At 29.0% G+C, this 14,716-nt stretch carries 11 protein-coding genes; 1 reads left to right on the top strand and 10 read right to left on the bottom strand.

What is annotated here, in order from left to right; translation table 11 throughout:
• Window positions 1–42: 42 nt before the first annotated feature.
• The 8 genes from Q0E86_RS02930 to Q0E86_RS02895 form a co-directional block, all read right to left on the bottom strand.
• The gene (locus tag Q0E86_RS02930) at window positions 43–942 is read right to left on the bottom strand and encodes a hypothetical protein (protein WP_295754440.1); all 900 of its coding nucleotides are present in this window, start codon (window positions 940–942) and stop codon (window positions 43–45) included.
• 110 nt (window positions 943–1,052) lie between these two features.
• On the bottom strand, window positions 1,053–2,258 hold the full coding sequence (locus Q0E86_RS02925) for an abortive infection system toxin AbiGii family protein (RefSeq protein WP_295754439.1): 1,206 nt from the start codon (window positions 2,256–2,258) through the stop codon (window positions 1,053–1,055).
• Window positions 2,258–3,061, bottom strand: a complete 804-nt coding sequence (locus Q0E86_RS02920; protein ID WP_295754438.1) for an abortive infection system antitoxin AbiGi family protein — start codon at window positions 3,059–3,061, stop codon at window positions 2,258–2,260. The genes Q0E86_RS02925 and Q0E86_RS02920 overlap by 1 nt, the downstream gene beginning before the upstream one ends.
• A 56-nt stretch (window positions 3,062–3,117) precedes the next feature.
• Entirely contained in the window at window positions 3,118–4,581 is a 1,464-nt protein-coding gene (locus tag Q0E86_RS02915) for an SIR2 family protein (RefSeq protein WP_295754436.1), read from the bottom strand.
• Window positions 4,582–4,686: 105 nt separating this feature from the next.
• The gene (locus Q0E86_RS02910; RefSeq protein WP_295754435.1) at window positions 4,687–5,727 is read right to left on the bottom strand and encodes an NAD-dependent epimerase/dehydratase family protein; all 1,041 of its coding nucleotides are present in this window, start codon (window positions 5,725–5,727) and stop codon (window positions 4,687–4,689) included.
• Window positions 5,724–6,851, bottom strand: a complete 1,128-nt coding sequence (locus tag Q0E86_RS02905) for a hypothetical protein (RefSeq protein WP_295754434.1) — start codon at window positions 6,849–6,851, stop codon at window positions 5,724–5,726. Before Q0E86_RS02905 ends, Q0E86_RS02910 begins: the two co-directional genes overlap by 4 nt.
• The gene (locus Q0E86_RS02900; RefSeq protein ID WP_295754433.1) at window positions 6,852–9,095 is read right to left on the bottom strand and encodes a sensor histidine kinase; all 2,244 of its coding nucleotides are present in this window, start codon (window positions 9,093–9,095) and stop codon (window positions 6,852–6,854) included.
• A complete protein-coding gene (locus Q0E86_RS02895; protein ID WP_295754432.1) occupies window positions 9,095–10,348 on the bottom strand; it encodes a DNA cytosine methyltransferase in 1,254 nt (417 codons plus the stop codon). The genes Q0E86_RS02900 and Q0E86_RS02895 overlap by 1 nt, the downstream gene beginning before the upstream one ends.
• Window positions 10,349–10,529: 181 nt before the next feature.
• Between Q0E86_RS02895 and Q0E86_RS02890 the strand changes: the two genes are divergently transcribed.
• Window positions 10,530–11,975, top strand: coding sequence for a hypothetical protein (locus tag Q0E86_RS02890; protein ID WP_295754431.1), 1,446 nt, complete (start codon window positions 10,530–10,532; stop codon window positions 11,973–11,975).
• 345 nt (window positions 11,976–12,320) lie between these two features.
• Here the strand turns inward: Q0E86_RS02890 and wecB are convergent, their stop codons facing one another.
• Window positions 12,321–13,415, bottom strand: a complete 1,095-nt coding sequence (gene wecB / locus Q0E86_RS02885; RefSeq protein WP_295754429.1) for a non-hydrolyzing UDP-N-acetylglucosamine 2-epimerase — start codon at window positions 13,413–13,415, stop codon at window positions 12,321–12,323.
• Between the two features lie 77 nt (window positions 13,416–13,492).
• Window positions 13,493–14,713, bottom strand: a complete 1,221-nt coding sequence (locus Q0E86_RS02880) for a nucleotide sugar dehydrogenase (RefSeq protein ID WP_295754428.1) — start codon at window positions 14,711–14,713, stop codon at window positions 13,493–13,495.
• Window positions 14,714–14,716 lie beyond the last annotated feature (3 nt).

Genomic DNA, 14,716 nt, shown 5'->3' with positions numbered 1-14,716 from the left:
TCCTTTCTTAATTAACTAATAATAAAGCATTAGTGCAAACAACTATTTAAATTCTTCCTTATAAGAATTTAAAAACTGGTCATATATAGATTGGACCTCTTCTTCTGAAATTTTTTGATAAAATTTAAATAAAAAATTCTTTTCAAAATAACGAATTCGTGGAATAGATAATTTACATAATTTAAAAATCTCCCATTTTCTATGATTTAGTAACTTCTTATCCTTAATTGTCTTAAAAGACAATCGTAAAAATAAAGTTTCATACATAGCATAAACTTCAAAAAAGAAAGCCAGTGGAATAAAAACAATCATGTAAATAAATGGGATTAAAAATGAAATAAATGTATCTAAATTCAGTAGTTCATCGTATTGAGTTAAAATTGATCCAAATGCTTTTGCATAGAAATACAAGCCCAATATAACTAACAATATATTTGATAAATCATACACAATTTTATATTCAATTTTTTCCTTCGTAAATACATTAAAAATAATCAATAAACACAAAAACAACTGTAATAGTAATTCTACAAAATAAGAAAAAGTAAAATAGCTAACAATAAAATTTATAAATATAGAAAATTGTATATTCTGTTTTATATAATTTCTAATGTAATGTCCACTATTATCGCTATCTACACTTTTCATTACAAAATAGATACCGCTAAGTGTAAACCATAATACTATATCCTTTAAATAAGTGTTTTTCCAAAATGAGAGAATAGAAAACAAATATGTAACCACCAAAAAATAAATAACAAGTGTAATAATCAATATCCTTAATGGTTTACTTAATAAAGTTTTAAAAACATCAAAAATAGATTTTCTTAATTCTTGATTATGTATACTAAGAGTACTAATTAAAATAATAAATAAGATCAACCAAGTAGCAATTGCTAATTCCCGATTTGTAAATAACTCTAAAATATCACGTAAGTTCATAATAATAATTATACACTTTATCCAAGAATCATAAATACGTTAGTTATTTAATACAGGTGCATATACAAACTCTTTATGTTTAAAGGACTCTTCTCCACCTTCTAAATATTTTAAGATTCTGTTAAACTTATAGCCTCGGTCAATTTCGAAAGAAAATCTTCTTTTTGCATGAAGTTTATTAAATCATTTTCTAATTCAAAACCTATACAAGTTCCGTATGTATCTTTATTATTTACGTCAAAATAAACTATTTTTTCATTATCAGAAATTGTTTCAATATTAGAAACACTTAGGTTAAAATATACATACAACATATACAACGAAAAATTTATCTTGCATAATGTTATGCTTTCTTTATTCTCAAAACTAAGGGCAAAATCTCTTTTTTTATTTTCTAATAAATCTTTTATTTCATCTGGTGTTTGTGGCCAATCGTATTTCACATTTTTTAACTTTTCCTTTATTCTCCAAGGCTTTTTTTCAATTAAACTACGATACAAAATTTCCATGTTTTTGAAATCTGCTACAGTAACTGCATGTTGTTCAATTTCGAATTTTAAATTTAAAATTTGCTCTAATTCAACAATTTTCTTATAATAGTAAATTAATTTTGATATATTTTCGCTTTTTCTATTCTTAAAAGAAATTGGACCCGCATTATTAAAATAGAAATTTTTATATAGTTGATTTATTTCTTCTAGACAATCCAGATAATCCTGAGCACTATGAATATTTTCATCAACTAATGTTAAACTAATTCCAATAATATGATTTTCTAAAATCATTTTAATATGTATTTTTTCATTTGAATCTATACTCTCATATTTGAGTGCTTTTGCTGAATCAATAGGACGACGTGCAAAATGTCTTTTTATACCATTTGTTTTACTGGTTCCTATAAAAAAATAATAAGATTCATTCATGGCTTCAGGTGTTATAGTTAGTTTTTCAGTTCCTTTTACAATATTATATTTTGAAATTACTAAATCGGACAATTTTTTTTTCTGCCCATCTACAACTATATAAGAATTCTCTTTTTCTTTTAAATCAAAACTCTTTTGAGAATTATATGAATAAGAATAAATCTCATCAAAAGAAGGATTTTCTTTTTTCAATTTATTTTGATAAAGTTTCTTATTAATGATTTCAAAATCAACAAAACTTAAAGTACCTTTATTCTTTGGAACCAATATATACGCACTTTTATTTTCTTCATATTCAAAATTCTTAAACTGCTTATTTATTTCTCTTAACACAGATTCTGGTAGTTTATCGTTATGTGCATTTTTTTTAAAATTTTTAGAAAATTTAGCCATTATAAATCTCCTTCTATTTCTTCCCAAGATAAAATTCGTGTCTTTAATAAATTTTTTACGTCATTCGAAACAATTAATCTATCAATATGTTTTACCATGCTCTGTATTTGGGACTTTTTATTAACGATTAAATATTTAATATCTGAATATTCAAAGTTCAAAGCATAGATTTCACTAATTATTTTATTATATGTTTCTCTAACTGTTGAGTTAGTAAATGCTAAATCATCCTCTGTGAGAACTTCTGAAAAATCTAAATCAATATTTGGAACATATCTCCATTCTTTTTCATCCATAAATATTTTATTTTTGTTTGTTTTTAAATCTCTACCGTATACCGGTTTATAATACTTTAAATTATATCCAAGAATATCTCCCATAATATCTGCTTCATCATCAGAAAGACTGTCTAATGTTTTAAAATTTCTTTCAATCATTGATAGAAATTCATTATCTTGTTTATTGAAATAAATAACTGGCTGCAAACCCTTTGATAATCCCCATTCTTTACTAAAACCAATACAATAATTCCCATATTCTTTTTTATGCTCTTTTACTTGATGTAAAAGAATATCACAAAAACACTTTTCTGCAATATACAAATCATCAAAGCCTATATTAAACATTGAATAATCTTCTCTTGTAAATCGAGGACTTATTTGTTGTGTATCAAGTATTTCATAAATATATTTAATTTTATCAACATAATGAAAAAAAGTATTTGCAGACAAAACAGATTCTGGTATGTCATTAGATATATTAGGTTTTCCAGATTTATCGGTATTATGAAAGTTATTTGACATTGTTTCTCCTCTCAATAAAAAACATCATTTTACAAATATACTAGTATTTCAAAATATTAGCTTTTTATTTGTTTTAATAGATTTGGAATTTCATCATAGTCATTAACCCAAATAACATTTACTCCTAAGCTTTTGAAAAAATCCTCTTGTAATGACTCATTTACATTTTCAAAGCGCTTTATTGATTCAGATTTTCCAGAATTATTTATTTTAAATCGTCGCATAATGACATAATGTTGGCATAAATCATCATCATATTTTTTTTGAGCTGCTATTTCTAATAAGCGCCTCATATTCGGATCCGTCATAGATAATCCTATGAATAAACACGTATTATTTACCATAAAATTTAATTGACTAATATTAGCCCAATTATATGGATCTAACATCAATTTATGATATCCATCTTCAGAAAATACTAATAATGTATTTCCCAAATCATTATAATCTTCTTTGTCTTGTGGTAAAAAGCCATGTACATGATACACACCCAATGCATCCAAATCTGGATGCATTGCTTCTGCATATATGGATTGATGTTTTACTCTTAGCCTTTTTAAATTTTTTTCAATTAAATCATCAAAATTATAATCAATTATAGCTCGAATACCTAATTTACCTCTATTAGGTATACATAGTTGTCCAATTTCTTCTAATAAGCCTGATGCCTCTACAACATTTTTATATAAAATCTCTCTAACGGATTCATCAAAATTTTCCTTAAAACTATTTTTTAAAAATCTTGTTTGAATTAAGGGGGAGTTTCCATTCTGATTAATTACTGATTCTTTTATTTTCTCCTTATCTTCGTCATTTATTTCGATTTGATGAGTTTTTAATAGCTTATCAATTAAAGAAACATATAATTCAGATATTAAACTATTCCATGTTGGTATATTGGCCGCATAAGATGCTCCAGCTCCAACAAAAAGTACTATATTATCTTTTTTATATTGACTTTTCAATTGTTCAATATATTTTTTTCTTTTTATTAAATAATCATCATTATTAGCTTTGATTCCAGATTGGACTGTGTCCCTTAATAAAATCGAGTTTAAATTATTATAAGTATCAAAAAACAAAATCTCATTTTTACTGAATATACGAACTAAATCATCAATATCCCAAATTATCAATTCGAAATTTAATTGCTCTTCTTTTTCTTTTATACGTTCTCTTATTTCAGATGGTAATTCATTAACAAAAATTATTAAAAGTTTATTTATTTCTCCTCTATCAAACGCAAATCGTGTAATTGTGTCATATATAACTTTTAGACTCATCTGTTTTTGTCTCATACTTTTAATTTCAACAGCAATACAACCTTCTTCATCATCGATTCCAACCGGTAAAATCATATCAGGACCTTTGTAATGGTTTTCTATAACATGTTTATTTTGAGATTTAACGTAATCAGTGATCATAACAGTCACTAACTTCTCTATTGCGATATAAGAATATAAACCTTTAGTGTTATTTAATAAATCAAACATCTTTTCTTTTATATCTATATTTGCCATCTCTTAACCTCTAACAATTCTCATATACTTGATAAATTTTAGTGTTTCTTTTTATTGAATATAAACTGATCCATTCAACCAATTTACATTCAATAAAAAGAAGAACTAGTCTTCTTTCATATAAAATTCTTTATACCATTCTGCAAATTTTCTTAAGCCTTCTCTTAATGGAGTATGTGGTTTAAAGCCAAAATCTCTTTCTAAAGCACTCGTATCAGCATATGTTACTGGTACATCCCCTGGTTGCATAGCCACTAATTCTTTATGAGCTTCAAAATCATAATCTTCAGGTAATACACCTGCTCTTACTAATTCTTCAGAAAGAATTTGTACAAAGTCTAATAAGTTTTCTGGATTACTATTACCAATATTGTAGATAGCATAAGGTGGAATAGGAAGTCCATCTTCACCATTCTTCTTTTCTGGAGCTTTATTCATAACTCGAATAACACCTTCTACAATATCATCTACATATGTGAAATCACGCTTACAATTTCCATAATTAAAAATCTTAATCGTATCTCCATTCACTAGTTTATTTGTAAATCCAAAATAAGCCATGTCTGGACGTCCAGCAGGACCATATACAGTAAAGAATCTTAATCCTGTACTAGGAATATTGTATAACTTAGAATACGCATGAGCCATTAATTCATTACTCTTCTTAGTTGCTGCATATAAACTAACTGGATTATCCACCTTATCATCCGTACTATAAGGAACCTTTTTATTCGATCCATATACACTACTACTAGAAGCATATACTAAATGTTCTACTGGATAATTTCTACAAGCCTCTAAAATATTGTAGAAACCCAACATATTACTTTCAATATATGCATCTGGATTCGTAATAGAATAACGAACACCAGCCTGAGCACCCAAATTAACTACAATACTAGGATGATACTTATCAAAGATTGAATCAATCAATTCCTTATCTGCTAAGTTTCCCTTAATAAACGTATAATTCGAATAACCAGACAATTCATTTAATCTAGCCTCCTTAATACGCACATCATAATAATCATTCATGTTATCTAAACCGATAACCTTACATTCAGAATCCTCTTTTAAAATCCTCTTACATAAATTGGATCCAATAAATCCTGATGCACCAGTAACAAATATAGTTTTTATAATCATAGACTAACCTCCTCAGATTTCAACTTTCTAAATATATCTTTATTCGTCTTAAGTTCATTTGTAAAATCAAAATCAGGTTGTCCCTGTCTTCCATAAAATGATGAAAAACGATTTAAAATATTTTTAACAAAAGCTTCCTGTACTTTAAATTTAGGTTCCATAAATTTTTCATTAAAATCTTCCTGTGAATAAGATGATACTTTTCTAAAATTTATAAATCCACCTTCAAATAAAATATTTCTAGGTAGCCAGTGATAGTATCTTGTTCGATTATTTTGTATTATTTCTTCAATTCTTTTTTGTTTATCCTTCGAATTGGTAGCCTTTGAAATTAAATTTTTATTCAAATCGTCATAGCTATCTATTTCACAAAGCAAAATTCTATCACTTTTAAATTTACCCTTATGAAGAACTAAATCACACGGAGGTGATAAAATTATAAAATACTTTTCATTCTCATCTTTACCTTTTACAATTGCACCAGTTTGCACTCTATTAACAGAATCAACAGTATTTATATATTTAATATACATTTCTTCTGTCAAATAAATGTTATCAGACATTTCAGTGCCATTGTCTGTTATATCAAAGTGCTCCTGTATATTTGCAAGAGCATATCTTAAGAGCACTTTCTCTGTATTTATATCCTTAGATTTATATTCCATCCATAATTCTCGTAATGGATATAAATTTTCCCAAAAAATTTCTGTCATTTTCTGTTCAATAATACCCATTCTTCCAAGTACATTAAATAAACCTGTATCCAAAATATCACACAAATAATTAATTATTTCTTCTTGGGAAATTTCACTTTTTTTACAAACTTTCACAATCGACTCTAAATCATCTCGTACATCTGGAGTAGCTGTATACACAACAACTGGAACTCGAGTTTTTTTCATGATTTCATCAATGATTTCATTTCCACTTTTATTGTTATCTAATTGTATATCTACTATAATCCCATCGAATGTTTCATTGATTTTTTCCATCCCAGACGCAAAACTATCTGCTATGGCTAAATTATAAAAAATCTCCCCTTTTTTTTTATTTAAAACTTCAATAGTATCTTTAAAGGAATCTATTTCACCTTTATAATCGTCTATGAGTAAAAAATTATACATTTAACTATCCTCACTTTGTGTACTTATTATAAAATGTACACCATTGTCTATATGTGCTGCGGTTATTGACAAACCATTTCTATTTGCTGCTTCTCCAGCTATTGCCAACCCTAGTCCCATGCCGTCTGGCTTTGTCGTAAACTCAGGAGTAAAAATTACTCCTGTATTTAAAAATTCATCACTTATGCCTGGACCTGTATCATAATAATCAATTTTAAAACCATTTGATTCTACTATACCATTTATGCTAATTTTCTTAACTTTGCATTCTTTTTCTAACATCCAATATATACTATTGTCTATTAAATTTACAAAAATAGAAAATATATCTTCTTTCCATCCATTTAAAACAATATTCTCACTATACTGTAAATCTATATGTATATCATTATTTTCTAGTTCTGTTTTATAAATATCTAACGCATCTTCAATAGCATCACAAATTGAAAAATCATGTTTTGTTTCTCGCTTTTTAGCAGCTAAAGGATCTAAACGACTAAATAATTTTACAAAAGTCTGAGCATTCTCGCCAATACCGTTCGCTATTTTTCTGATTTTTTCATAAGAATAATCATCTCTTTTTTTAGCAAATTCATCAATATAAAACTCAAGATTCGGTATTTGATTTTTAAAATAACTAAGTGGACGTCTTCCTTCATGTAAAATTATATTAATTATTTTCCCTAAAGTTGCTTGTCCTTGGTAAATAGCTAATTCTTGTTTAATATCATCAAAATATTCATTCTTCTTAATATTGTCTTTAGAAATAATGTCTGAAATTTGATTAATCAAATCTTCAGATACTTCCGCCGTTTTTAATGTTTTAGATACTGAATCACTTAAATCTGTGCTATATAATTTTTCGATTTTCCATTTATTCTTATTGGAATTTAGTGATATGTCCATTTGTCGTCTAAAATTAAATCGTTTGGCTTCTAATTCTCTAATTATATCAATAGTTATTCTCTTTAAAGCTTCATAAGCTTCATTATTTTTTAAGCCATCGCGAGCACTTTTTTCTTCTAGCCCTGAGTCTTCTTCTGACTGAATATGTACATAACCAACAACCTGATTACTTCCTATTCTCATTGAAGGATTTTGCACACGCCGTCCACCTAATTTTAACCAATCAAACTCAGGATCTCCCAATGGACGTATTCTAAATCCATTTCTATATACTCCAATACCGTTTACACTATCCAATAAATGACGAGCTTGTAGTTTGCTTACATAATTACCATTCTCATCACGTAAACCTCTAGAAATCAATTGATTAATTGAATCTTTATCACGATCATAGACACGAATATCTATCTCGATAGCACCACATTGTGTATTTCCTTTATTTAATTCAATCTTTTCAATAGCAGCATTCTTTATTTTATGATTTTCATAGAAAAGATCTCCTATGCCATCTTTTGATACCTTTCCATAAATACGATAATCATAATAATCTAAAATTGGATACGGATTAATAGTTTCTTCTGTTACTTCATTATCATAAAAATTTACAAATTTAAGAAATATTTTAAACTCCTCTTCTATTAAATTATCTGGTTTAGGTGGAATTAATTTTTTTAATTCAAACCTTAATTTATTTATTCTGTCATCATTCCAATAGTTATTTTCACTTAACTTAGAACGCATAATTAAAGTAGTACCTGACGATTTTTCTGTTTGCCTTCTTTTTACCGGAATCTTAATTTGATCTAAATATTTATATTTAGAGATTTCATGCCATTGAATATACGCAGTCGTTTCTATTCCATTTTTGTCAATCGTAATTAAAGTTAAATCATCCGCTAATATACTAGATGCATATCTTCCTATACCTTTCCGTCCTTGCATAATACGTCCACGTGGGCTTTTACGAGCTTCTAATTTGTAATTTGTTGATGGAACAAGCCATTTATTGATAACATCTTCTGTTGACATTCCATGTCCATGATCCTCTATTCGTATTTCAAGACAATCTTCATCAAGTATTTTCTTAAATACAATCGTTGCATCAGGAGAATCTGCATCATAACAATTCTTTACGAGCTCAACAATAGCTGCATATTGATCTTGAATTAAATCTTCACCTATCGTTAATAAATGACGTCCAGTAGGACGAATCTCATATGAACTTAAATACGCACCATCAATTTTAGATACAGTTTGTAGTAATTCTTCTTTTTCTTTTTTTAATTCTTCTAATCGATTCTCTATAGATGAAATATCCTTTAAATTATTTTTTTCCATTACCACACCTCCAATAGCGCAATCGCTATTTTTTCAGCCAAAAGAACTGGAACTGCATTACCAATTTGTTTATAAGCTGTTGTTCTAGACGGTTTACCTGAAATGGACTCAAAATAATAATCATCTGGAAATGTCTGTAATCGAGCCACTTCTCTTGGAGTTAATGACCTATTCTGATTAATATCCGGATGTATAAAGTAATGACCATCTTTAGATATATGAGCAACTACAGTTTGTGAATATGTTAAGTTAGAGGCAACAACCTTAAAACGATCCAAAAAAGAAGTCATATTTTTTTGAGAACGAAGTCTTTCTGGTAATTCTACGTAGCTTAAGCGCTTTCCTTCGTTATTCCATAATTGTACGACTATTCTATATATTTCCAAATCTTGTTTAGAATGGGAACGAGCGCAATGTAGTGTTACAGGCTCTAAATCATATTTTTTTATCTTCGCTTCATACAAATATCTTCCAGAATAATGTAATGTAGACAAAAGACCATAGGATCCTCCCCCAGCACGTATTACAGGCAAATCGCAAAAAACTTCTTCAACAAAATAATGATTATTTGTAACAGGAATAGTAGGATAAAAGTCTTGATAATCTCCAAGCTTTCCAATAATAATAATTCTTTCCCTATTTTGAAGTATTCCGTAGTTTTTTGCATTTAGTCTTCTATATTCCACTGAATATCCACATTTTTTAAACAATGAGCACATTTTATTAAAATGTGATTCTCCATCTTGATCTTTAGCAGATAATAAACCAACAACATTTTCAAAAACAAAATATTTTGGTCGATATTTTTTTAAAAATTCTGCATATAAAATATATAAATAATTTCTAGAATCCCCAACCATGTTATTTTTATCACGAGCTCTTCCTATTATAGAATAGGCTTGGCAAGGAGGCCCACCAATGATTAAATCAACATTTTTTCCATCAAGCATTTGATCGATTTTTTGAAAAATCTCATCAAGATTATCTTTCGATATTTCATAGTTGAGCACACTTTCTAAAATCTTTTTGGGTATCGTTTCATAGAATTCATTTCTAGTTATACTATTATTCAAATATTGAATATAAGCCTCTTCATGAGAATTCTCGTGTAACCATTTATATGCCATACGAGTTTTTAAAGTAAAGCAAGCAGCTTTATCCATTTCGATATGAGCTATAGGCTTGTAACCAGCTCTTATAAATCCTTCCGATAAACCACCAGCACCGGCAAATAAATCAAGATAATTTAACATTCAAATCCTCCTAACATATTCTTTCGAGCACTGTCGAAAACTCTCGAAGCTGATAAACAGTGCTCTTTTTTATTAGCTTCTTTTTGCTTTCCCTCCACTTTTTTGCTTTTTCTATTGACTTATTCTCACTTTTCACGAATTACTTCGCTCGTATTCTAAAAAGGTGAAGGAGATCAGTTCTATGCTTAACCATATTTCTACTATTTGGGAGTATCGCGATTTCTTGTGTTTTCACAAATCTCATCTTGATGTTTCCCAGTTAAAACTTCTTAAATCTAAATATCGTCCTGCTTTATCTAAACTGCGCAAGCTCGATATTTCTCTTGCTTCCAATATTTTGTTTCCTCTTTATTCTCATACAGGCAGACTCGCTATCGATCCCGCTGTTTTAGTTCGTTCTTTCGTCTTGATGAATCATCTTAAGTATTCTTCTATCAAACTTTGGTGTGATGATCTTGCCAATGATTCTTTGCTTCAGTATCTCATCGGCTCTTTTGATCCTCCTAATTCTTCTCACTATAACTTTATCATTCGCCTTACTGGCTACGATCCTCATTTGTCAGACCTTGCTCCTCAATCTTTCATTACTAAGAAAAAATTTAAGAATAAGCCTGCCAAAGGTGAAAAACTTATTAAGTTTACCAAAGATAACACTTCTTCTATTTGCGATAAATACAGAAATGGTGCAGAGTTCGACATAGATTGCTTGTTATTTACCATGCAATCTCTTTTTAACGCTATCGTCGTGATTCCTTCTCTTGATATGGGCCTGATCGAACCTGCCAATTCGACTCTTTCTGGTGATGGCTCATGCCTTCATGTTCACGCTTCCTGTCACGGACATAAAGTTCAAGACGCTCCTGATCCTGACAATAACTATCGTTTCTCTGCACCGGATGCGGATATTGGGTGGGACAGTGATCTTGCTCAGTATTTTTTCGGCTTTACTTTCTACAATATCTCTTTCCACAACCCGTCTCTACACATTGATCTGCCTGTTTTTATCTCTCTGGAAAACGCATCTCGACATGATGCTTTGACCTGTGTTTCGGCTACGGCTCAGATGCTGGATATCAATCCAGATCTGAAACCTAAATATATGTATCTAAACTCCGCTTCTGACAGTAACTCAATTTATCAGTTTTTTCAAGAGAAGAATATCATTCCTTTGATTGATCATAATAAACGAATAAAATCGATTCAATCTAAAACCGGTGAATCTATCAATTCAGATGGTATACCAGTCTGCAGTTGCGGCCACACCATGATATATGATGGATATGACTATACTCGTTACAGAAAGAAATACCGCTGTCCTTTAAAAGCTGGCCTTATTGATTCCTGTACTTTTGCACAAACATGTTCTACCTCTGACTATGGAAGAGTTGTCTATGTTAAAGACAAAGACAATGAGCCTAGATTTAAAGGTCCTGTTTCTTATGGTTCACCTAAATGGAAATCTATTTACAAAGATCGTACCTGCATTGAAAGAATCAACAATGCAGTATTAAATACATACGGCTTACACAAGATACATCTATCTACGCAATGGTCCAAAGAATGGGTTCTTCTCAATCATTACAGGATAAATATCCATCTTGATGCGTGGTTGAAAGCAGAGGTTTAAAAATTGAAAATTTTAAAAATTAAGTGATTTTTCACTATTATTAGTGCGCCTTGTTTTCTATTCATAGCTTTATAAAGCTATTATTTATCTATTTCCAAGACTTTTCCTTTATTTACTTCCTACTTTTCAACTCTACTCTAAATTCTTAAATATTAAAAATTATTCTACAAATAATACTGGATTTTTTACTTCTAGAATAACATTTAACAACAAATAAATATGAAGAAAGTCTTATACTTTCTTCATATTATTTTAACTAATACTTACAAGATAATCATTTATATCCTAATCACCACATTAAATAACACATTTATAAAAATATAAGATTTACTTGTTTTTCTATATTTACGCTTTTTCTAAAATGTCTGCTATTTTTTTACAAGCAAATCCATCGCCGTAAGGATTACTAGCTTTACTCATTTTTTCATATTCTTCTTTATTTTCTAATAATTCTTTAAAATTTTTATAAATAGTTTCCTCATCAGTACCTACTAATTTTAAAGTACCAGCAGCAATTCCTTCTGGTCTTTCGGTCGTATCTCTCATAACTAATACAGGTTTTCCTAATGAAGGAGCTTCTTCCTGAATACCACCTGAATCAGTTAAGATCATATAACTATTTGCTAAGAAATTATGAAAATCTAATACTTCCAATGGATCAATGATACGTATTCTATCATCATCACCTAAAATACTTTGTGCTGTTTCTCTTACAACAGGATTCATATGTATTGGATAAATAGCTTTTACATCAGGATGTTCATCCATCACTCTACGAATAGCTCTAAACATATGACACATAGGTTCTCCTAAGTTTTCTCTTCTATGCGCAGTAATCATAATTAAACGACTGTCTTTAGCCCACTCTAACTCAGGATGTGTATAACCTTCTCTTACTGTTGTTTTTAAAGCATCAATAGCTGTATTTCCAGTAACATATATTGTATTTTCGGCTTTACCCTCTTTTAACAAATTATTCTTTGATAGTTCAGTTGGTGCAAAATTATACTTACTGATAATACTAACAGCTTGTCTATTAAATTCTTCTGGATATGGACTGTAAATATTATATGTACGCAATCCAGCTTCTACATGTCCTACTGGAATTTGTAAATAAAAACAAGCTAAAGCAGTAACAAATGTTGTGCTTGTATCCCCATGTACTAATACTACATCCGGTTTTTCCTTCTCAAGAACACTTTTTATTTTATTTAAAATATTTGTAGTTACATCAAATAAAGTTTGTCTATCTTTCATAATTGATAAATCATAATCAGGTTGTACTTTAAATACATCTAATACTTGATCTAACATTTCTCTATGTTGTCCAGTTACACAAACAATTGTTTCCAAATTTTTTCTAGTTTTTAATTCATTTACTAATGGACACATCTTAATAGCTTCTGGTCGTGTCCCAAATACTAACATGACTTTTTTCATAATTACCTTACCTCTAAATTAAATACTAACTATTTGTAATTTTATTTAAAATAATATTGTCACATTATTAAATCTTATTAAATATGATATACATCAGGTAAATTAATAATATTGTGACAATCTAAAATTACTTTTCCTTTAATTTTATCCAAATTTTGTTTGATTTCATCATGTTTTACCATAATTACGATCATATCAATATCTTTTAAAAATTCATCTAAATCATGGTATTGATATTCTACAACATCACTAGAAATAAAAGGATCATATACCTTCAATTCTGACGCTAAATGTTTATGTTGACTTTCAAGGAGTTGTAATGTAGGAGATTCTCTCATATCATCCACATTTTCTTTATATGTTAAACCATAAAGTCCAACTCTCTTTGTATCTTTAATATCATTTTCATTCATTATTTCATAAATTCTATTAAGTACATAATCAGGTTGTGTATCATTAGTCTTCATAGATTGATTAATTACGTTAGTTAAAGATGGATAATCTCCAACCAAAAACCATGGGTCTACTGAAATACAATGTCCACCTACGCCAGGACCTGGTTGTAAAATATTGACTCTTGGGTGCATATTACAAATTTTAATAATTTCATAAACATCCATATTATCATGTCGACAGATTCTTGCAAGTTCATTAGCAAATGCTATATTAACCGCACGAAAAGTATTCTCAACTACTTTTGTCATTTCAGCAGTTTTTATATCAGTAACCGTTATCTCTCCTTGACAGAATGAAGAATATATATTTTTTACTTTATTTCCTATAAATTCATCATCCGCGCCTATTGTTCGATTATTGTGAAGCAATTCATAAACCATATTTCCAGGAATTATTCTTTCTGGAGCATGTACTAGATGTATATCACTACCTAATTCGTAACCGGCGTTTAACACAGTAGGTCGAATAAACTTTTCCATAGTTCCAGGTGATACTGTAGATTCAATAACAATAATTGCTCCTTTCGTTGCAACTTTTAACACACTCTCAACTGCTTTAATTACATAACTTGCATCAATTTTTTTACTAAATTTATCATATGGTGTTGGAACAGAAATTATATACATATCTGTTGCTTGATAATCTGTACTAAAAGTTATTCCAGATTGCAATGCATCTTGAAATAAATCATCTAAGCCTTTTTCTTTAAAAGTAGTACGTCCTTCATTTAACGTTTTTACTAGTTCAATATTGTAATCCGTCCCTACAACATCAACACCATGAGAAGCCAACATTAAAGCCGTTGGAAGCCCAATATATCCTAAACCTATAACATTTACCATAAT

This window comes from uncultured Holdemanella sp., assembly GCF_934754935.1.
Taxonomy (GTDB): Bacteria; Bacillota_I; Bacilli_A; order Erysipelotrichales; family Erysipelotrichaceae; genus Holdemanella.
Note: the sequence above shows the minus strand (reverse complement) of the source record. Positions and strands in the feature narration are given on the sequence as shown.

What these genes read in the sequence shown, in the direction of transcription:
- Q0E86_RS02930 (WP_295754440.1), bottom strand. Translation starts at nt 942, where the DNA reads ATGAACTTACGTGATATTTTAGAGTTATTTACAAATCGGGAATTAGCA.
- Q0E86_RS02925 (WP_295754439.1), bottom strand. Translation starts at nt 2,258, where the DNA reads ATGGCTAAATTTTCTAAAAATTTTAAAAAAAATGCACATAACGATAAA.
- Q0E86_RS02920 (WP_295754438.1), bottom strand. Translation starts at nt 3,061, where the DNA reads ATGTCAAATAACTTTCATAATACCGATAAATCTGGAAAACCTAATATA.
- Q0E86_RS02915 (WP_295754436.1), bottom strand. Translation starts at nt 4,581, where the DNA reads ATGGCAAATATAGATATAAAAGAAAAGATGTTTGATTTATTAAATAAC.
- Q0E86_RS02910 (WP_295754435.1), bottom strand. Translation starts at nt 5,727, where the DNA reads ATGATTATAAAAACTATATTTGTTACTGGTGCATCAGGATTTATTGGA.
- Q0E86_RS02905 (WP_295754434.1), bottom strand. Translation starts at nt 6,851, where the DNA reads ATGTATAATTTTTTACTCATAGACGATTATAAAGGTGAAATAGATTCC.
- Q0E86_RS02900 (WP_295754433.1), bottom strand. Translation starts at nt 9,095, where the DNA reads ATGGAAAAAAATAATTTAAAGGATATTTCATCTATAGAGAATCGATTA.
- Q0E86_RS02895 (WP_295754432.1), bottom strand. Translation starts at nt 10,348, where the DNA reads ATGTTAAATTATCTTGATTTATTTGCCGGTGCTGGTGGTTTATCGGAA.
- Q0E86_RS02890 (WP_295754431.1), top strand. Translation starts at nt 10,530, where the DNA reads ATGCTTAACCATATTTCTACTATTTGGGAGTATCGCGATTTCTTGTGT.
- wecB (WP_295754429.1), bottom strand. Translation starts at nt 13,415, where the DNA reads ATGAAAAAAGTCATGTTAGTATTTGGGACACGACCAGAAGCTATTAAG.
- Q0E86_RS02880 (WP_295754428.1), bottom strand. Translation starts at nt 14,713, where the DNA reads ATGGTAAATGTTATAGGTTTAGGATATATTGGGCTTCCAACGGCTTTA.